Origin of the sequence: Pseudomonas sp. CH235 (assembly GCF_004368175.1) — a bacterium.
Classification (GTDB): domain Bacteria; phylum Pseudomonadota; class Gammaproteobacteria; order Pseudomonadales; family Pseudomonadaceae; genus Aquipseudomonas; species Aquipseudomonas paraglycinae.
Window position 1 is genome coordinate 99,196 of record NZ_RRZJ01000002.1, and the last position, 19,905, is coordinate 119,100.

A 19,905-nucleotide genomic window follows, 5' to 3' on the forward strand; every position below is an offset into this window, starting at 1 on the left:
GGTGATGGCAGATTGGCGCGAAGTATAAACCCCGCGGCCGCTGGGGTTGACCCTCAAGCCGTGACGCGGTTCAGTGCCGGCCGGCAGATTCGTATCAACGAATGTCCTGAGCCTTCCACCAGCCACAGAACTCATCGAGGGCCGTCCACAGACTGACTTTCGGATCGTAGTCCAGATAATGCCGGGCGCGACTGATGTCGAGGGTGAAATTTTTGTTCATCACCTGCATGCCCAGGCGCGACAGGGTCGGCTCGGGACGCCCGGGCCAGAGCTTGCACACCCCTTCGTTGAGCGCCGCCACGCTGTAGGCCAGACCGTAGGAACGGTACTTGGTGACCTGTGGGACTTCCATCTTGCGCATCACGTAATTGACCACATCCCACAGCGGCACCGGAGCGCCGTTGCTGATGTTGTAGGCTTTGCCCAACGCGGAGGCATCGGCCAGCAGACTGCTGAGCAATGCCTCGTTGAGGTTGTGTACGCTGGTGAAATCGACCTTGTTCAGACCGTTGCCGATGATTACCAGACGGCCCTTGCGCTGCATGTTCAGCAAGCGCGGGAAGATGCTCATGTCGCCGGCGCCGGTGACGAAGCGCGGGCGCAGGGCGAGGGTTTCGAGGCCGAATTCCTGGGCGCCGAAGACCTTTTGCTCGGCCAGGTATTTGGTCGCGGCGTAGTGATGCTTGAAGCGCTTGGGCACTTGCTCTTCGGTCAGGCCGAGATGGTCGCGACCGTCAAAGTAGATCGAGGGCGACGACAGATGCACCAGCCGCCGGACCCGTTGCTTCAGGCAGGCCTCGACCACGTTTTCGGTGACTTGCACGTTGCCCTGATGGAAGTCCTGATAACGGCCCCACAAACCGACCGCGCCGGCGCAATGCACCACGGCTTCGACATCGCTGCACAGCGCACGCACCAGATCCGGATCGCTCAAATCGCCTTGAACGAACTCGGCACCGCGACGCACCAGATGCTCGACGCCCTCGGCCCGGCGACCGTTGACCCGCACGTCCAGGCCCTGCTCCAGGGCGAAACGCGCAAAGCGTCCGCCAATGAAGCCGCTTGCGCCGGTGACCAGAATTTTCATGTAGAGCTCCAACAAAACCAGCTGCAAGCTTCGAGCTTCGAGCTGCAAGGTAAATACAGTACGCAAGCGCTTTACTTGGCGCTTGCAGCTTGACGCTCGTAGCTGCTTTCAGGCCACCAGCCATTGCGCCGACGAGCGCACCAATTGCTCGGTCAACAGCCCGAGCAACTGACCGCCATTGCGCCAATGATGCCAGTACAAGGGCACGTCGATCGGTTTATCTGGCAACAGTTCGCGCAGTACGCCGCGCTTCAGTTGCTCGCGCACCTGCAATTCCGGCACCAGTCCCCAGCCAAGCCCGGCTTCGGTCAGGCGGATGAAACCTTCGGACGACGGGCACAGGTGATGTTCGAAACCGCCATCGACGCCGAGGGAGGCGAGGTAACGATGCTGGAGAAAGTCGTCCGGGCCAAACACCAGCGCCGGGGTGCGCGGCAATTGTTCGGCCCGCACGCCGTCGGGAAAATGCCGCTCGATGAACGCCGGACTGGCCAGCGCCCGATAGCGCATCGCTCCGAGCAGCACGCTGCGCGCGCCTGCCACCGGACGCTCACTGGCGCACAGGCAACCGGCCACTTCACCGGCGCGCATGCGCTTGAGGCCGACGGTCTGGTCTTCGACGATCAGATCGAGCAATAGATGTTGTTCGGCGCAGAAGTCGCCCACCGCCTCGGCCCACCAGGTGGCGAGGCTGTCGGCATTCAGGGCGATGCGCAGGCGCTCCGGCAGGCCTTCTTCGTCCAGCGCCGGCACCAGCGTCTGCAAATCCCGTTCGAGCAGGCGCACCTGCTGCACATGGTTGAGCAGGCGCCGGCCAATTTCGGTTGGCGACGGCGGTGTCCCGCGTACCAGCACCGGTTGGCCGACCCGAGCTTCCAGCAGTTTGATCCTTTGGGAAATCGCCGATTGCGAAAGGCCCAACACCTGCGCCGCGCGTTCGAATCCGGCCTGCTCGACCACGGCGGCCAGAGCGGAAAGCAATTTGTAGTCGAACATCAGTTTTCCTAATGAGCGATCAGCACTATTGGTTTTTCTTATACCGCGTCAACCGGGAGAATAGCCAGCAAGCACTCTTTACCAAGGACCACCATCATGGCTGGCGAAACCTCATTGACCACCCTGCTGCGCAGCATGAGCCCGCAGCTCAATGCCGGCGAATACGTGTTCTGCACCTTGCGCGACGGCCAGTTGCCGAGCGGTCTGGAAATCGTCGGCAGTTTCCGCGAACAGGAAGGCCTGACGGTAATTCTCGAACGTTCCCACGCCGAGCGCGCCGGTTTCAGCTTCGACTACGTCGCAGCCTGGATCACCTTGAACGTGCATTCGGCGCTGGAAGCCGTCGGCCTGACCGCCGCATTCGCCACCGCACTGGGCAAGGCCGGCATCAGCTGCAACGTGATTGCCGGCTACTACCACGATCATTTGTTCGTCGGTCAGGCCGACGCCGAACGCGCCATGCAAGTGCTGCGCGATCTCGCAGCCAACGCGGAGTAACCGTCATGTGGCAAAGCTATACCAACGGTTTGCTGGTGGCGTTCGGACTGATCATGGCGATCGGCACCCAGAATGCTTTTGTCCTGGCACAGAGCCTGCGACGTGAACATCACCTGCCGGTCGCCGCGCTGTGCGTCGCCTGTGATGCATTGCTGGTGGCGGCAGGTGTGTTCGGTCTGGCCACGGTGCTGGCGCAAAACCCGACCTTACTGGCGGTCGCCCGCTGGGGCGGCGCGGTGTTCCTGATCTGGTACGGCAGCCAGGCATTGCGCCGGGCGTTTTCGAAACAGAGCCTGCAACAGGGTGAAAACCAGACCGTGCGCTCACTGCGGGCGGTGATGCTCAGTGCACTGGCGGTGACGCTGCTCAACCCGCACGTCTATCTCGACACCGTTTTGCTGATCGGCTCCCTCGGCGCGCAACAGTCGGTACCCGGCGCTTATGTGGTCGGCGCGGCGAGTGCTTCGCTGCTGTGGTTCTTCACCCTGGCGTTCGGCGCGGCATGGCTCGCGCCGTGGCTGGCACGGCCGAGTACGTGGCGGATTCTGGATCTGCTGGTGGCGGTGATGATGTTCACGGTGGCGGGGCAATTGATATTGGCTTCCTGAATTATTCCAAAAGGCTCTGGAACCTCTATCCCACACAGTTGTTGCGTGGTTAAGCCGCACCCCCGGTGCTATGATCCGAACCCTGCGCCGCAAAGAGTAAAAACTCGCCGGTGCATTTCTGGCCGCCCGTGATCGGCCTTGCGCTCACCGCAACAGACCTGATTAGGAGAATCATCATGGCTTTCGAATTGCCGCCGCTGCCTTACGCACACGATGCCCTGCAGCCGCACATTTCCAAGGAAACCCTGGAATTCCACCACGACAAGCACCACAACACCTATGTCGTGAACCTGAACAACCTGGTGCCAGGCACCGAGTTCGAAGGCAAGACCCTGGAAGAAATCGTCAAGACTTCCTCGGGCGGCATCTTCAACAACGCCGCTCAGGTCTGGAACCACACCTTCTACTGGAACTGCCTGGCGCCAAACGCCGGCGGTCAACCAACCGGCGCCCTGGCTGAAGCCATCAACGCGGCTTTCGGTTCGTTCGACAAGTTCAAGGAAGAGTTCAGCAAAACCTCGATCGGCACATTCGGTTCCGGCTGGGGCTGGCTGGTGAAAAAGGCTGACGGTTCCCTGGCCCTGGCCAGCACCATCGGCGCCGGCAACCCGCTGACCAGCGGCGACACCCCGCTGCTGACCTGCGACGTGTGGGAACACGCTTACTACATCGACTACCGTAACCTGCGTCCTAAGTACGTCGAGGCGTTCTGGAACCTGGTCAACTGGAAGTTCGTGGCCGAGCAGTTCGAAGGCAAGACCTTCACCGCTTAAGCTGCACGCCAGACAAAAAACCCGGCTATTGCCGGGTTTTTTTCTGCCCGCAGAAATCATCACGGGTGCGTCGCATCACCAACAGGGCCTTTTCCCACACGTAAAGCAGCCCTTCTCGCCTTGCCCCCAAGCCACGGCGAACTACCATCAAAAGAGGAAAAATTGTCCGACGCCCCTCAAGTTGGAGGCCAAAACTACCGACACAGTACAAATAGGGCAAATACTCCAGACAGCAGCATTTCGGCCAAGGCCACGGACAAATTTTCCGCGGCTCGATTGTCCCTTTGACTGCCAACACGGGATTGCCAATACTCATGGCAACTTGACGCTACCCGCACGGAACAAGGAATAACCCTTTGAAGCTGGAACTCAAGAACAGCTTGTCGGTGAAGTTGCTCCGGGTCGTGCTCCTGTCGGCATTGATCGTCGGCGTGGTCTTGAGCTGCGCGCAGATCGTTTTCGATGCCTATAAAACACGCCAGGCCGTCGCCGGCGATGCCGAACGCATCCTCGACATGTTCCGCGATCCCTCAACCCAGGCGGTCTACAGCCTGGACCGGGAAATGGGCATGCAGGTGATCGAAGGCCTGTTCCAGGACGACGCCGTGCGCCAGGCCTCCATTGGCCATCCCAACGAAGCGATGCTCGCGCAGAAATCCCGTGAGCTGCAGCATTCCAACAGTCGCTGGCTGACCGACCTGATCCTCGGCCAGGAACGCACGTTCACCACCCAACTGGTGGGACGCGGCCCCTACAGCGAATATTACGGCGACCTGAGCATTACCCTCGACACGGCCACCTACGGTCAGGGTTTCATCGTCAGCTCGGTGATCATCTTCATTTCCGGCGTGTTGCGCGCCCTGGCCATGGGGCTGGTGCTGTATCTGGTCTATCACTGGCTGCTGACCAAACCGCTGTCGCGCATCATCGAGCACCTCACCGAGATCAACCCGGACCGCCCCAGCGAACACAAGATTCCGCAGCTCAAGGGGCACGAGAAAAACGAACTGGGGATCTGGATCAACACCGCCAACCAGTTGCTCGAATCCATCGAACGCAATACCCACCTGCGCCACGAAGCGGAAAACAGCCTGCTGCGCATGGCCCAGTACGATTTCCTCACCGGCCTGCCGAACCGCCAGCAATTGCAGCAGCAACTGGACAAGATCCTGGTGGATGCCGGCAAGCTGCAGCGCCGGGTTGCGGTGTTGTGTGTCGGACTGGATGACTTCAAAGGCATCAACGAACAATTCAGCTACCAGACCGGCGACCAATTGCTGCTGGCACTCGCCGACCGCCTGCGCGCCCACAGCGGTCGCCTCGGCGCCCTCGCCCGTCTTGGCGGCGACCAGTTCGCGCTGGTGCAGGCCGATATCGAGCAACCCTACGAAGCGGCGGAACTGGCGCAAAGCATTCTTGATGACCTGGAAGCGCCGTTCGCCCTCGATCATCAGGAAATCCGTCTGCGCGCGACCATCGGCATCACCCTGTTCCCGGAGGATGGCGACAGCACGGAGAAGCTGTTGCAGAAAGCCGAGCAGACCATGACCCTGGCCAAGACCCGCTCGCGCAACCGTTATCAGTTTTATATCGCCAGCGTCGACAGCGAAATGCGCCGCCGTCGCGAACTGGAAAAAGACCTGCGCGACGCCTTGCTGCGCGATCAGTTCTACCTCGTCTATCAGCCGCAGATCAGTTACCGCGATCATCGCGTGGTCGGCGTCGAGGCATTGATCCGCTGGCAGCATCCGGAACACGGTCTGGTGCCGCCGGACCTGTTCATCCCGCTGGCCGAGCAGAACGGCACCATCATCGCCATCGGCGAATGGGTGCTGGATCAGGCCTGCAAGCAACTGCGCGACTGGCACGATCAGGGCTTCGTCGATCTGCGCATGGCGGTCAACCTGTCCACCGTGCAACTGCACCACGCCGAGCTGCCGCGGGTGGTCAACAACCTGTTGCAGATGTACCGCCTGCCACCGCGGAGCCTGGAGCTGGAAGTCACCGAAACCGGCCTGATGGAAGACATCAGCACCGCCGCCCAGCACCTGCTGAGCCTGCGCCGCTCCGGCGCCTTGATCGCCATCGACGACTTCGGCACCGGCTACTCCTCGCTGAGTTATCTCAAGAGTCTGCCGCTGGACAAGATCAAGATCGACAAGAGCTTCGTCCAGGACCTGCTGGACGACGACGATGACGCGACCATCGTTCGCGCCATCATTCAACTGGGCAAGAGCCTGGGCATGCAGGTGATCGCCGAGGGCGTGGAAACCGCCGAACAGGAAACCTACATCATCTCCGAAGGCTGCCACGAAGGTCAGGGCTACCACTACAGCAAACCGCTACCGGCGCGCGAGCTGAGCATTTATCTCAAGCAGGCCCAGCGCAGCAACGCGGCCATCCTCTGAAATCTCCCTGCGAAGCCCGGCAAACCCCTTGATCCGCCGGGCGTGCTCTACGCTATTGATCCAGCGCAACCCCCGCGCAAATAAGAAATATTTCCAGCTACAACCCTTTACACATAATGCGAAAGATTTGCATTATGTCGCAGCTTTTGCGCACCCCCGCGCCTGTCCACTCAATTACCGAAGCAGGATGTTCGCCATGATTCGTATGCCTCTGGCTACCGCCAGTCTGCTGGCCATCGCTATTTCCCTCGCCGGTTGCGGCGAAGGTAAAGACAAAGACAAGGCCGCCGCTCCTGCGCCGACCCCGGCTGCCAGCACCGCTGCACCGGCTGCGCCTGCTGCCGCCGGTAAAGTCGACGAGGCCGCCGGCAAAGCCGTTGTCTCGCACTACGCCGACATGGTCTTCGCCGTTTACAGCGATGCCGAATCCACCGCGAAAACCCTGCAAACCGCCATCGACGCGTTCCTCGCCAAGCCGAACGCCGACACCCTGAAAGCCGCCAAGGCTGCCTGGGTCGCCGCCCGCGTTCCTTACCTGCAGAGCGAAGTGTTCCGCTTCGGCAACACCATCATCGACGACTGGGAAGGTCAGGTGAACGCCTGGCCTCTGGACGAAGGCCTGATCGACTACGTCGACAAATCCTACGAACACGCACTGGGCAACCCGGGCGCCACCGCCAACATCATCGCCAACACCGAAGTACAGGTCGGCGAAGACAAGGTCGACGTCAAGGACATCACCCCGGAAAAACTCGCCAGCCTGAACGAGCTGGGCGGTTCCGAAGCCAACGTTGCCACCGGCTACCACGCCATCGAATTCCTGCTCTGGGGCCAGGACCTGAACGGCACCGGCCCTGGCGCCGGCAACCGTCCTGCGTCGGACTACCTGGAAGGCGCCGGCGCCACCGGCGGTCACAACGATCGTCGTCGTGCCTACCTGAAAGCCGTGACCCAGTTGCTGGTCAGCGACCTGGAAGAAATGGTCGGCAACTGGAAGCCGAACGTGGCCGACAACTACCGCGCCACCCTGGAAGCCGAACCGGCTGAAAGCGGCCTGCGCAAAATGCTGTTCGGCATGGGCAGTCTGTCCCTGGGCGAACTGGCCGGCGAGCGCATGAAAGTGTCCCTGGAAGCGAACTCCCCGGAAGACGAACAGGATTGCTTCAGCGACAACACCCACAACTCGCACTTCTACGATGCCAAGGGCATTCGTAACGTGTACCTGGGCGAGTACACCCGTGTCGACGGCACCAAAATGACCGGCGCCAGCCTGTCGTCGCTGGTGGCCAAAGTCGACCCGGCTGCCGACACCGCGCTGAAAGCCGATCTGGCCGCCACCGAAGCCAAGATCCAGGTCATGGTCGATCACGCCAACAAGGGTGAGCACTACGACCAGTTGATCGCGGCCGGCAACACCGCCGGCAACCAGATCGTGCGCGACGCCATCGCTTCGCTGGTCAAGCAGACCGGTTCGATCGAAGCCGCTGCCGGCAAGCTGGGCATCAGCGACCTGAACCCGGACAACGCCGATCACGAGTTCTGATCACAGCGTCCGCGTTAATAAAGGCGACCTTCGGGTCGCCTTTTTCGTTCTGGCTGACCTGACGCGCATCAAGCAAACGATAATTCCTCTTATTCAAACCCCCTCGCCCTGTTAGACTTTGCGCCTTTAAATTCGCCCCTCTTGCAGGAAGTCTGATGCCCTCGCTGCCTCTTCGCTTGTCCGCACTGTTTCTGGCCCTGGGCCTGAGTGCCTGCGATGACGCCCCGCGCTTCACCAAGGCCGAGCCGGGTGAGGCCCGTTCCGGCGGCGCGGCGACCGTGCGCAAGAGCGATCAGAACGCGTTTTCCCTGCCGTCGGCCAACCTGCCGCCTTCGCGGCGGGTGGACTTCAGCGTCGGCAACAGCTTCTTTCGCAGCCCGTGGGTGATCGCGCCATCGACCACCACGGCCCGCGATGGCCTCGGCCCGCTGTTCAACACCAACGCCTGCCAGAACTGCCATATCAAGGACGGCCGCGGCCATCCGCCGACGCCGGATGCGGCCAACGCGGTGTCGATGCTGGTACGCCTGTCGATTCCCGATGCGCCGGCCTATGCCAAGGTCATCGAGCAAGTGGGCGTGGTGCCGGAGCCAGTCTATGGCGGCCAGTTCCAGGACATGGCGGTCCCCGGCGTCGCGCCGGAAGGCAAGGTGCGGGTCGATTACACGCCGGTGCCGGTCCGCTTCAAGGACGGCACCGAGGTCGAGCTGCGTAAACCGGTCCTGCAGATCACCCAGCTCGGCTACGGCCCGATGCACCCGGACACACGTTTCTCGGCCCGCGTTGCACCGCCGATGATCGGCCTGGGCCTGCTCGAAGCGATCCCGGAAGAAGCGATCCTCGCCAACGCCGCCGCGCAGGCCAAAGAGAACAACGGCATCAACGGCCGGCCAAACCGGGTCTGGGACGATGAGCAGCAAAAGACCGTCATGGGGCGATTTGGCTGGAAAGCCGGCCAGCCGAACCTCAATCAACAAAATGTTCACGCGTTTTCTGGTGATATGGGCCTCACCACCAGCCTGAGACCGTTTGATGACTGCACCGACGCGCAAACCGCCTGCAAACAGGCACCGAACGGCAATGGCCCGGACGGCGAACCGGAAGTCAGCGACAACATCCTGCGCCTGGTGCTGTTCTACAGCCGCAACCTTGCCGTTCCCGCCCGCCGTGGGGTCAACGATGCGCAAGTGCTGGCCGGCAAGAATCTGTTCTTCCAGGCGGGTTGCCAGTCCTGTCACACACCGAAATACACCACCGCCGCCAACGCGGCCGAACCTGAACTGGCCAATCAAGTGATTCGCCCGTACAGCGATCTGCTGCTGCACGACATGGGCGAAGGCCTGGCGGACAACCGCACCGAATTCCAGGCCTCCGGCCGCGACTGGCGCACCCCGCCGCTGTGGGGTATCGGCCTGACGCAGGCGGTCAGCGGCCACACCCAGTTTCTGCATGACGGCCGCGCCCGCAACCTGCTCGAAGCCGTGCTCTGGCACGGCGGCGAAGCGAAGGCGGCGCAGCAACAGGTTTTGTCTTTCAACGCCGAGCAGCGTGCCGCGCTGCTGGCGTTCTTGAACTCACTTTAAACACTTAAAAGAATCGGGAGCCCGACATGTTCCGTCCCAAGCTGTTGTTCACCAGCCTTGCCGCACTGGCCCTCGGCGCGTGCTCGCCGCAGGATCCGCAAGCCGTCACCTCGGCGGCCATCGCCAAATCGGTGATCCTGCCGACCTACACCCGCTGGGTCGAAGCCGACAAGCAACTGGCCGTCAGCGCCCTCGCTTACTGCCAGGGCAAAGAGTCACTGGACACCGCCCGTGCCGACTTCCTGCACGCGCAGAAAGCCTGGGCCGAGTTGCAACCGCTGTTGATCGGCCCGCTGGCCGAAGGCAACCGTTCGTGGCAGGTGCAGTTCTGGCCGGACAAGAAAAACCTGGTCGGCCGTCAGGTCGAGCAACTGGTCACCGCGCAGCCGCAGATCGATGCCGCCGCACTGGCCAAGTCCAGCGTCGTGGTTCAAGGCCTGTCCGCTTACGAGTACATCCTGTTCGACGCCAAACCTGACGTCGCCAACGACGCGCAGAAAGCCAAGTACTGCCCACTGCTGGTGGCCATCGGCGAGCGTCAGAAACAACTGGCCGAAGAGATTCTCAGCAGCTGGAACAACACCGACGGCATGCTCGCGCAGATGAGCAAGTTCCCGAACCAGCGCTACGCCGACTCCCACGAAGCGATCGCCGATCTGCTGCGGGTACAGGTCACCGCCCTCGACACCCTGAAGAAAAAACTCGGCACGCCGATGGGCCGTCAGAGCAAGGGCGTGCCTCAGCCGTTCCAGGCCGATGCATGGCGCAGCCAGTCGTCGATGGAGTCGCTGGAAGCCAGCCTCGCAGCGGCCAAAACCGTCTGGGAAGGCGTCGACAACAAAGGCCTGCGCGGCCTGCTGCCGGCTGAGCAAAAACCGCTGGCGGACAAGATCGATGCAGCTTACGCGGCGTCGCTCAAACTGTTCGGCAGCACTCAGCGCTCGCTGACCGAAATGCTCAACGATGACGCCGGTCGCCAGCAGCTCAACGACATCTACGACAGCCTCAACGTCGTCCACCGCCTGCACGAAGGCGAGTTGGCCAAGGCGCTGGGCATCCAACTGGGCTTCAACGCCAACGACGGTGACTGATGAGGGCACGTGCCATGCTGCGACGCCAGGCTCTGACTTTAGGTAGTTTGCTGCTGGGAGCAGTGACACTGGGCGGCTGGACGCTGTTCAAACGCAAGGACCAAAGCCCGCTGCTGTTGTCGGCGCGGGACGACACCGACGGCAAGCATTACGCCGTCGGTTATCGGCTGGACGGCACCCAGGTGTTTGCCACCGAAGTCGGCCAGCGCTGCCACGACATCATCAATCACCCGACGCTGCCGATCGCGCTGTTCGTTGCCCGTCGGCCGGGCACCGAGAGCTACCTGATCGATCTGCGCAACGGTGCATTGCTGCAAACCGTGACGTCGCAGCCGAACCGGCATTTCTACGGCCACGCGGTGATCCACCACAGCGGCGACTACCTGTACGCCACCGAAAACGACACCACCGATCCGGGCCGTGGACTGCTCGGGGTGTACAAGTTCGAAGGCGAACGGCTGGTGCACAGCGGCGAGATTTCCACCCACGGTCTCGGCCCGCATCAGGTGTCGTGGATGCCCGACGGTGAAACCCTGGTGGTGGCTAACGGCGGGATCCGCACCGAGGCCGAAAGCCGGGTCGACATGAACCTCGACGCCATGGAGCCAAGCCTGGTGCTGATGCAGCGCGATGGCACCCTGCTGAGCAAGGAGACCCTCGCCCAGCAGATGAACAGCGTGCGGCACCTGGGGATCGCCAGCGACGGCACCATCGTCGCCGGCCAGCAATTCATGGGGCCTTCCCACGAGCGCTCGGAGCTGCTGGCGATCAAGCGACCGGGCCAGCCTTTCGTGGCGTTCCCGGTGCCGGAGCATCAGTTGCAGTCGATGGGTCATTACACCGCCAGCGTCGCCGTGCACAGCGACCTGCGTCTGGTGGCACTGACCGCACCGCGCGGCAACCGCTTCTTCATCTGGGACCTGGACAGCGGCGAAGTGCGCCTCGACGCACCGTTGCCCGACTGCGCCGGCGTCGGTGCGGTGAAGGACGGGTTTGTCGTGACCTCCGGTCAGGGACGTTGCCGCTACTACGATTGCCGTCAGGACGATCTGCTGGCCAAACCGCTGGATTTGCCCGCAGGGCTCTGGGACAACCATCTTCATCTGATGGCCTGAAATTCGCCGCCGACCGTTCGGTCGGCGGCACCGCTTTTCTCCACCTTCTTCCCTTACACCCGCTAAAAACTGGCAGTTGGAATCCCTGCCGTACTCGGGGTAATGTGCCCGCCTGTCTCGCCTGATTTTCTCCAAGGAACTGGAAATATGCTGCGTCGCCGCATGCTGATCATGTTGGGTGTTGTACTGCTGATCGTTCTGCTTCTCGCCGGTTACAAGGCCTTCTCGATCTATACGATGATCCAGGGCTTTTCCAAACCGAAGCCGCCGATCAGCGTCGCCGTGGCCACCGCCGTCGAGCGCCCGTGGCAGATGCGTCTGCCCACCGTCGGCACGCTGAAAGCGCTGCAAGGCGTCGACCTGAGCCTGGAGAACGCCGGCACCGTCACCGAGCTGAAGTTCGAATCGGGGCAGAAGGTCAAGGCCGGCCAGCCGTTGCTACAACTGGACAGCGCCGTCGAAGCCGCCTTCCTCGAAACCGCCAAGGCCGATCTCGGCCTCGCGCAGCTGGATTACGGTCGCGGCAGTCAACTCGTCGGCAGCAGCGCCATCTCCAAAGGCGAATTCGACCGGCTCTCGGCGCAGTTGCAAAAGAACAAGGCCACGGTCAATCAGCTCAATGCGGCGCTGGCGAAAAAACGCATCGTCGCGCCCTTCAGCGGCACCATCGGCATCCGCCTCGTCGACATCGGCGACTACCTCGCCAGCGGCACCAAGATCGCCACCCTGCAGGACCTGAGCAGCCTCTACGCCGATTTCTACGTGCCCGAACAATCGGTGCCGAAACTGGCTATCGGTCAACCGGTACAGATCACGGTCGCGGCGTATCCCGGCCAGCATTTCACCGGCGCCATCAGCGCCATCAACCCGATCGTCGAAAGCACCACTCGCAACATTCTGGTGCGCGCCACCCTGGCCAACCCCGATGGCAAGTTGCTGCCGGGCATGTTCACCAGCGTCGAAGTGCTGCTGCCGGATCCGCAGAAACACATCGTGGTCCCGGAAAGCGCGATCACCTACACCCTCTACGGCAACTCGACGTACGTGGTCACCCAGAAGAAAGCCGAAGATGGCACCGTCGAAAAAGACGACAAGGGCCAACCGGTGCTGATCGCCGAGCGTCGGTTCGTCGAGACCGGCGAACGCCGCGATGGCCAGGTGATGATCAACAAGGGCGTGCAGAGCGGCGAACAGGTGGTGACGGCCGGCCAGATCAAACTGGACAACGGCGCCCACATTGCCATCAGCGACGACAAGACCCTCGGCGAGCAGAACAGTCCGCCCCGCGCCGACTGATCAAGGAAACCCCATGGCTTTTACCGATCCGTTCATCCGCCGCCCGGTGCTCGCCACCGTGGTCAGCCTGCTGATTGTGCTGCTGGGCTTCCAGGCCTGGAGCAAGCTGCCGCTGCGCCAGTACCCGCAAATGGAAAACGCCCTGATCACGGTGACCACCGCGTACCCCGGGGCCAACGCCGAAACCATCCAGGGCTACATCACCCAGCCGATGCAACAGAGCCTGGCCAGCGCCGAGGGCATCGACTACATGACCTCGGTCAGTCGCCAGAACTTCTCGGTGATTTCGATCTACGCGCGCATCGGCTCCAACAGCGACCGCTTGTTCACCGAACTGCTGGCCAAGGCCAACGAGGTGAAGAACAAGTTGCCTCAGGACGCCGAAGATCCGGTGCTGAGCAAGGAAGCCGCCGACGCCTCGGCGCTGATGTACATCAGCTTCTTCAGCAAGGAGCTGAACAACCCGCAGATCACCGACTACCTCTCACGGGTGATCCAGCCGAAACTGGCGACCCTGCCGGGCATGGCCGAGGCAGAGATTCTCGGCAACCAGGTGTTCGCCATGCGCCTGTGGATCGACCCGGTGAAACTCGCCGGCTTCGGCCTCAGCGCCAGCGACGTGACCAACGCGGTGCGCCAGTACAACTTTCTCTCCGCCGCCGGCGAAGTGAAAGGCGAGTACGTGGTCACCAGCATCAACGCCAACACCGAACTGAAGTCCGCCGAAGCCTTCGGCAAGATCCCGCTCAAGGTCAGCGGTGACAGCCGGGTGCTGCTCAGCGATGTGGCACGGGTCGAGATGGGCGCGGAAAACTACAACTCGATCAGTTCATTCGGCGGAACGCCCTCGGTGTACATCGGGATCAAGGCCACGCCCGGGGCCAACCCGCTGGAAGTGATCAAGGAAGTACGCAAGATCATGCCGGAGCTGGAAGCCCAGCTGCCGCCCAACCTCAAGAGCGAAATCGCCTACGACGCCACGCTGTTCATCCAGGCGTCCATCGACGAAGTGGTGAAAACCCTGTTCGAAGCGGTGCTGATCGTGATCGTGGTGGTGTTCCTGTTCCTCGGTGCCCTGCGTTCAGTGGTGATTCCGGTGGTGACCATTCCGCTGTCGATGATCGGCGTGATGTTCTTCATGCAGATGATGGGCTACTCGATCAACCTGCTGACCCTGCTGGCGATGGTGCTCGCCATCGGGTTGGTGGTGGACGACGCGATTGTGGTGGTGGAAAACATCCACCGGCACATCGAGGAAGGCAAGACACCACTGGAGGCCGCGCTCGAAGGCGCACGGGAAATCGCCATGCCGGTGGTGTCGATGACCATCACCCTGGCGGCGGTGTATGCACCGATCGGTTTTCTCACCGGACTGACGGGGGCACTGTTCAAGGAGTTTGCGTTGACCCTGGCCGGGGCGGTGGTGATTTCCGGCGTCGTCGCCCTGACCCTGTCGCCGATGATGTGCGCCATGCTGCTGCGCCATGACGAAAATCCCACGGGCCTGGCCCACCGCCTCGACCGGATTTTCGACAGCCTCAAGCGTCGCTATCAGAGCATGCTGCACGGCACGCTCAATACCCGGCCGGTGGTGCTGGTGTTCGCGGTGATCGTGCTGTGCCTGATTCCGGTGCTGCTCAAGTTCACCAAATCGGAACTGGCACCGGACGAGGATCAGGGCATCATCTTCATGATGGCCAACGCCCCGCAACCGACCAACCTCGATTACCTGAACACCTACACCGACGAGTTCATCAAGATCTTCAAGGAGTTTCCGGAGTACTACTCCTCGTTCCAGATCAACGGCTATAACGGGGTGCAGAGCGGCATCGGCGGTTTCCTGCTCAAACCATGGAACGAGCGCAGCCGCACGCAAATGGAAATCCTCCCCGAGGTACAAGGCAGACTCGAGGGCATTCCAGGCCTGCAGATCTTCGGCTTCAACCTGCCGTCCCTGCCTGGCACCGGTGAAGGCCTGCCGTTCGAGTTTGTGATCAACACCGCCAACGACTACGAGCTGTTGCTGCAAGTGGCCGACCGGATCAAGAAGCGCGCCATGGAATCGGGCAAGTTCGCCTTCGTCGACCTCGACCTGGCTTTCGACAAACCCGAAGTGGTGGTCGACATCGACCGCGCCAAGGCTGCGCAGATGGGCGTGTCGATGCAGGATCTGGGCGGCACCCTCGCGACCTTGCTCGGCGAAGCCGAGATCAACCGGTTCACCATCGAAGGCCGCAGCTACAAGGTCATCGCCCAGGTCGAACGGGCCTACCGCGACAACCCGGACTGGCTGAACAATTACTACGTGAAAAACACCCAGGGCGAACTGCTGCCGCTGTCGACCCTGATCACCGTGACCGACCGCGCACGACCGCGACAGCTCAACCAGTTCCAGCAACTCAACGCGGCCAAGCTGTCCGGGTTCCCGCTGGTGAGCATGGGCGAAGCCATCGACAGCGTGTTGCAGATAGCCCGGGAAGAAGCCCCGGCCGGTTTTGCCTTCGATTACGGCGGCGCCTCCCGGCAGTTCGTCCAGGAAGGCAGCGCTCTGTGGGTGACGTTCGCCTTGGCGCTGGCGATCATTTTCCTGGTGCTGGCGGCGCAGTTCGAGAGCTTCCGCGATCCACTAGTGATTCTGGTGACCGTGCCGTTGTCGATCTGCGGAGCGCTGATTCCGCTGTTCCTCGGCTGGTCGAGCATGAACATCTACACCCAGGTCGGGCTGGTGACGCTGATCGGGCTGATCAGCAAGCACGGGATCCTGATCGTCGAGTTCGCCAACCAGTTACGCAAGGAGAAGGGCCTGACACCCCGCGAGGCAGTGGAGGAAGCGGCAGCGATTCGCCTGCGCCCGGTGTTGATGACCACGGCGGCGATGGTCTTCGGCATGGTGCCGCTGATCGTGGCCACCGGCGCCGGTGCGGTCAGCCGTTTCGACATCGGGACGGTGATTGCCACCGGGATGTCGATCGGGACGTTGTTCACGCTGTTTGTCCTGCCGTGCGTTTACACCGTGCTGGCGAAACCCGATCCCAAGGCATGACGCAGTAAAAAAAGCCATGACGCAATAAAAAAGGCCTCGCATCAGCGAGGCCTTTGGCTCTTCTAGAAAGAGATTTCAATCGATTCAACTCTGCGGCCTCATTCCTTGAGAGAGTCCGAACATGAACAGCAACAGATCATGGTCCGGCTGAGTGGCCACGGCGGCTTTCGCCACCCGTGGCATCGGGCAATGCGGATCGCTCGCCGAGGCCCCGATCACCTGCATGCGTGGCTGTTCCCAGGCCGCCACCGCCAATGATGCAACTGCCAAGGCTCCTACCAGAAACAAACCTCGTGCAATTTCTAGTTTCATCGCTATAAACCTTTGATAGCGCTGCCAAACGCCGTCTCATAAAAGTAGACGAGTTTTTTCCAGTCCGTTGCGCTGAACGACGAGTGGCGACGCAATTGCTTCATGTCATGGGCGGCTGAGCGATAAGCGGTCAATCGCTGACGGCACTTTTCCAGATCGATCAGGGCGACTTCGACCTTGACCGATTCACCTTCGCCCGTCACCCGCACAAATACGTGCTTGATGTAGATGCAGCTGTGCTGCCAACGGCCCTTGTGCATGCGCGCCAGGTTTTCGGCGAGGTCCTTGAGCACGCGCTCATAGACAGCTTCGCCATATTGCTCGCGACCGCCGCCGGCTTCCCAATGCTCAAGCTCCTGAAAGCCATCGAGGGATTTGGTCACCAACAGCGCTCGCCATTTGAATTGCGAATCGGGCTGGGCACCGCAGAACACGATTTCGGGGACTCGAACGCCGAGCTTGGCAACGCCCGTCAGCGCATCGAGCTCGCGCAACACGGTCGGCCGTCCGAACGGGTGCAGCCAGCTGCGATAGATATGTCCGGTCTGGCGTTTGGCATACAGCAGCTGGCCGTCACGTCCCATGATCCGTTGCACACCACTTTCGCCACCCCGGCGTACATTGGGTTCCTCGACCCATTCGCCACGCTGGTTCCAGTAGTAGTCGAAGCGATCCTCGGGAGCGACTTCCGCTTCTGCTGCAAATTGCACTGCCATCCTGTTACCTCTTGCGTAATACGTAGACTCGCCACATGGCATAGAGCGGAATAAAGTCCAGTTGTTCCTGGATCCGGAACCCCGCGTCTTCAAATTCCTTTTCAACTGTAGCGGCCGGTAACACAAACCGGTTCTGGTAACCTTCCTGCCCACGCGTGCGCTCGGCGCGCTTGCGTTTCCAGGACTTGAAATTGCCGTCGACCCACAGCGAAATGATCACGCTGTCGCGAGTGACGCGCTCGAATTCGCGCAGAATCGCCCGGCGGTGCTCGGCTTCGCCGATGTGATGCAGCAGTCGCATGCAAAAAATGCTGTCGACGGCGTTATCGGGCAAGGCAATGTCGAACGCAGATGTGTGCAAGGGTTGTACCCGTTTCACCACATCCGCCGGTTGTGCCTGCATGGCGGTCTTGATCATCGACTCGGAATTGTCCGCACCGATGATCACCCGGTTGGGTTTTTCCGCGAGCATCGGCCAGAAACGCCCCGCACCGCACGGCAGGTCGAGTACCAGCCCCGGCTCACCGACCAGGGTCAGCGCCTTGCGGGCCATCTGCTGATCCCGCCAGTTGGACAAACGACGTCCCAGACCGTCCTGGTGCTTGCGCAGGTATTTCTGCGCATGTTTATCGTCGTACTTTTCGGAAAAATCGAGCTTGATCGGGCCGGCCATCACCAGGACTCCTGAATTACTGATGACGCCACCTTAAGCAGCGGCGTGTCAGCGTCAGGTCATCCCTTTGTGAAAAAAACGTCATGTAAATCGGCAATCTATTTCAAGGTTATACAGGAATTAGACAGGTTGGCGGGAGTACCCTCGTCGACCGGCTAATCTTCAGCGCTTGCCCAGATCGACCTCGAAACGGCAGCCATTGGGCTCCATCGTGCTCAACGTGACGCTCCAGCCCTGGTTCTCGCAGATGCGTTGAACCAGTGAAAGACCCAACCCCAGCCCTTCGCCGCGTTTTTCGTTTCCGCGTACAAAAGGCTGGAACATCGCCTCGCGTTTTTCCTCGGGAATGCCTACGCCCGAATCCTCGACCACGAAACCGTTCTCGTTGAGCGTCAGGCGAATGAACCCCTGCTCGGTGTAGTGCAAGGCATTGCGCAGCAAGTTGCCCATCACCGCATTGAGCAGCGTCGCGTTATAACAGGTGTCGGGCGGATTGCCCGGCTCGAAAATCAGCTGCAAGCCCTTGGATTCGATGGGTTCTCGCCACAGGCAAAGCAAACTGTCGGCCACTTGCGAGAGGTTATGCTGGGGCGCCGCGCCTGCGTCTTCACGCTGGGCGCGAGCGAGCATCAGGAAGGTCTGCACCAGCTCACGCATCTCTTCACTGGCCCGCGCAATGCGCTGAACCTGGGCCTTGCCGCGCTGATCGATGCCCGGATTTTCCAGCAGCAGTTCACAGGAGCTGGCCAATACCATCAGCGGTGTACGCAATTCGTGGCTGACGTCGCTGGTGAACAGGCGCTCCCGCGTCAGCGCCTGACGCAGGCGCCCAAGCGTGGCATCGAACGCCACTGCCAGTTCGCCCACCTCGTCAGCCGCATAGTCCGGCGCCAGTGGAGGTGCCAGCCCGAGCAACTGGTCGCGATGGCGCACCTGGCGGGCAAGACGCACCACCGGGGCCATCACTTTGCGCGCCAGCACCCAGCCAAGGAACACCGCCAGCGCCAGACTGAGCACGAAGCCCACCAGCACCACGGCGAACAGCACGCGCTCGCGTTCTTCAAAATCGCTTTGATCCTGCAGCAGCACGTAGCGGCGACCGTCGACCACCTCGACCATCGCGTGGTACGACAGCTGCTCGCGAAAGACTTCATGGAACCCCGAATCCAGGTGTCGCAGGTCCTTGGGCAGCTCGAAGTCGCCCGGCCCGCCGCTGAAGTAGAACAGTTGATCCGGCTCCGGCCGATGGCTCCAGTCCGAGACGTTGTCCATCAGCAGCAGGCGTTGCAGATCCCCGCCCAACCCGGCGGAAATCAGTTTTTCCTCGACCAGGTGCACGGTCGCGACGATGCCCATGGCAAACGCCCCGGCCACCAGCGCACTCATCAGCGCAAAGGCGATGATGATCCGCTGGGCAAGGCTTTGCTTAAACTCCATCGCGGCCCTCGGCCAGGCGGTAACCCACGCCGTGCACGGTGTGCAGCAGTGGCTTGGCGAATGGTTTGTCGATCACCTGGCGCAATTGGTGGACATGGCTGCGCAGGCTGTCGCTGTCCGGACAGTCATCGCCCCACAGCGCTTCTTCGAGAATTTCCCGACGCAAAACATGCGGGCTCTTTTGCATCAGCACCGCCAGCAGTTTGAGGCCGACCGGATTGAGCTTGAGCAGTTTGCCTTCGCGGGTCACTTCTAGGGTATCGAGGTCGTAGCTCAGATCGCCGACCTGCAGGGCCCGACGACCGCCGCCCTGGGTGCGACGCATCACCGCTTCGACCCGCGCCGCCAGTTCCGACAGCGCGAACGGCTTGACCAGATAATCGTCGGCTCCGGACTTGAAGCCCTGCAAGCGGTCATCGAGCTGATCGCGAGCGGTGAGCATGATTACCGGCGTATCGCGACGGGCGTCTTCGCGCAGGCGCTTGCACAGGGTGTAGCCGTCGATGCCTGGCAGCATGATGTCGAGCACGATCAGGTCGTAATGCTCGGTGGCGGCCAGATGCAGGCCCGACAGACCGTCCTGGGCGCAATCGACGGTATAGCCTTTGAGCCCCAGGTAATCGGCCAGATTGGCCAGGATATCGCGGTTGTCTTCGACCAATAGAATTCGCATGGGCACCTCCTACGTACACAGTAGCGGCCGTCTTGGCCCGCGCAGCTTACGGC

At 61.6% G+C, this 19,905-nt stretch carries 17 protein-coding genes; 10 read left to right on the forward strand and 7 right to left on the reverse strand.

Translation table 11 applies throughout. From position 1 onward, the window contains the following. Nucleotides 1–94: 94 nt before the first annotated feature. Both EIY71_RS02655 and EIY71_RS02660 read right to left on the reverse strand, forming a co-directional pair. Nucleotides 95–1,087 carry an NAD(P)-dependent oxidoreductase gene (locus tag EIY71_RS02655; RefSeq protein WP_134020388.1) on the reverse strand — a complete coding sequence of 331 codons (993 nt, stop codon included), beginning with the start codon at nt 1,085–1,087 and terminating at the stop codon, nt 95–97. 108 nt (nt 1,088–1,195) lie between these two features. Further along, nucleotides 1,196–2,083 (reverse strand): LysR family transcriptional regulator ArgP, encoded by an 888-nt coding sequence (locus EIY71_RS02660; RefSeq protein ID WP_134020391.1) that lies wholly within the window; start codon nt 2,081–2,083, stop codon nt 1,196–1,198. A 96-nt stretch (nt 2,084–2,179) separates the two neighbouring features. Between EIY71_RS02660 and EIY71_RS02665 the strand changes: the two genes are divergently transcribed. From EIY71_RS02665 to EIY71_RS02710, 10 genes are all read left to right on the forward strand, one after another. Beyond that, on the forward strand, nt 2,180–2,581 hold the full coding sequence (locus EIY71_RS02665) for an ACT domain-containing protein (RefSeq protein ID WP_085709558.1): 402 nt from the start codon (nt 2,180–2,182) through the stop codon (nt 2,579–2,581). A gap of 5 nt (nt 2,582–2,586) precedes the next feature. After that, entirely contained in the window at nt 2,587–3,189 is a 603-nt protein-coding gene (locus tag EIY71_RS02670; RefSeq protein ID WP_007953256.1) for a LysE/ArgO family amino acid transporter, read from the forward strand. Between the two features lie 176 nt (nt 3,190–3,365). After that, complete coding sequence (locus EIY71_RS02675) at nt 3,366–3,962, forward strand: superoxide dismutase (RefSeq protein WP_003227660.1); 597 nt, start codon at nt 3,366–3,368, stop codon at nt 3,960–3,962. A 356-nt stretch (nt 3,963–4,318) separates the two neighbouring features. Next, nucleotides 4,319–6,370 (forward strand): bifunctional diguanylate cyclase/phosphodiesterase, encoded by a 2,052-nt coding sequence (locus tag EIY71_RS02680; RefSeq protein WP_011335711.1) that lies wholly within the window; start codon nt 4,319–4,321, stop codon nt 6,368–6,370. A 196-nt stretch (nt 6,371–6,566) separates the two neighbouring features. Next, nucleotides 6,567–7,913 (forward strand): imelysin family protein, encoded by a 1,347-nt coding sequence (locus EIY71_RS02685; RefSeq protein ID WP_085745257.1) that lies wholly within the window; start codon nt 6,567–6,569, stop codon nt 7,911–7,913. Between the two features lie 155 nt (nt 7,914–8,068). After that, nucleotides 8,069–9,496: a di-heme oxidoredictase family protein gene (locus EIY71_RS02690; protein ID WP_085745258.1), complete on the forward strand. Its 1,428-nt coding sequence runs from the start codon at nt 8,069–8,071 to the stop codon at nt 9,494–9,496. Between the two features lie 26 nt (nt 9,497–9,522). Then, the gene (locus tag EIY71_RS02695; RefSeq protein ID WP_007953243.1) at nt 9,523–10,587 is read left to right on the forward strand and encodes an imelysin family protein; all 1,065 of its coding nucleotides are present in this window, start codon (nt 9,523–9,525) and stop codon (nt 10,585–10,587) included. 14 nt (nt 10,588–10,601) lie between these two features. Continuing rightward, nucleotides 10,602–11,702, forward strand: coding sequence for a DUF1513 domain-containing protein (locus tag EIY71_RS02700; RefSeq protein ID WP_007953242.1), 1,101 nt, complete (start codon nt 10,602–10,604; stop codon nt 11,700–11,702). Nucleotides 11,703–11,849: 147 nt separating this feature from the next. Then, the gene (locus tag EIY71_RS02705) at nt 11,850–12,998 is read left to right on the forward strand and encodes an efflux RND transporter periplasmic adaptor subunit (RefSeq protein WP_085610855.1); all 1,149 of its coding nucleotides are present in this window, start codon (nt 11,850–11,852) and stop codon (nt 12,996–12,998) included. 13 nt (nt 12,999–13,011) lie between these two features. Beyond that, nucleotides 13,012–16,041: a multidrug efflux RND transporter permease subunit gene (locus EIY71_RS02710; protein WP_134020393.1), complete on the forward strand. Its 3,030-nt coding sequence runs from the start codon at nt 13,012–13,014 to the stop codon at nt 16,039–16,041. 84 nt (nt 16,042–16,125) lie between these two features. Here the strand turns inward: EIY71_RS02710 and EIY71_RS02715 are convergent, their stop codons facing one another. The 5 genes from EIY71_RS02715 to colR form a co-directional block, all read right to left on the reverse strand. Further along, nucleotides 16,126–16,353: a hypothetical protein gene (locus tag EIY71_RS02715; protein WP_011335717.1), complete on the reverse strand. Its 228-nt coding sequence runs from the start codon at nt 16,351–16,353 to the stop codon at nt 16,126–16,128. Nucleotides 16,354–16,355: 2 nt separating this feature from the next. Further along, nucleotides 16,356–17,069: a lipopolysaccharide kinase InaA family protein gene (locus EIY71_RS02720; RefSeq protein ID WP_134020396.1), complete on the reverse strand. Its 714-nt coding sequence runs from the start codon at nt 17,067–17,069 to the stop codon at nt 16,356–16,358. 4 nt (nt 17,070–17,073) lie between these two features. Next, nucleotides 17,074–17,742 carry a class I SAM-dependent methyltransferase gene (locus tag EIY71_RS02725; RefSeq protein ID WP_085745263.1) on the reverse strand — a complete coding sequence of 223 codons (669 nt, stop codon included), beginning with the start codon at nt 17,740–17,742 and terminating at the stop codon, nt 17,074–17,076. Nucleotides 17,743–17,904: 162 nt separating this feature from the next. Then, entirely contained in the window at nt 17,905–19,179 is a 1,275-nt protein-coding gene (locus EIY71_RS02730; protein ID WP_085745264.1) for a HAMP domain-containing sensor histidine kinase, read from the reverse strand. Further along, nucleotides 19,169–19,852: a two-component system response regulator ColR gene (colR, locus tag EIY71_RS02735; protein ID WP_007953224.1), complete on the reverse strand. Its 684-nt coding sequence runs from the start codon at nt 19,850–19,852 to the stop codon at nt 19,169–19,171. The genes EIY71_RS02730 and colR overlap by 11 nt, the downstream gene beginning before the upstream one ends. Nucleotides 19,853–19,905: the final 53 nt, after the last annotated feature.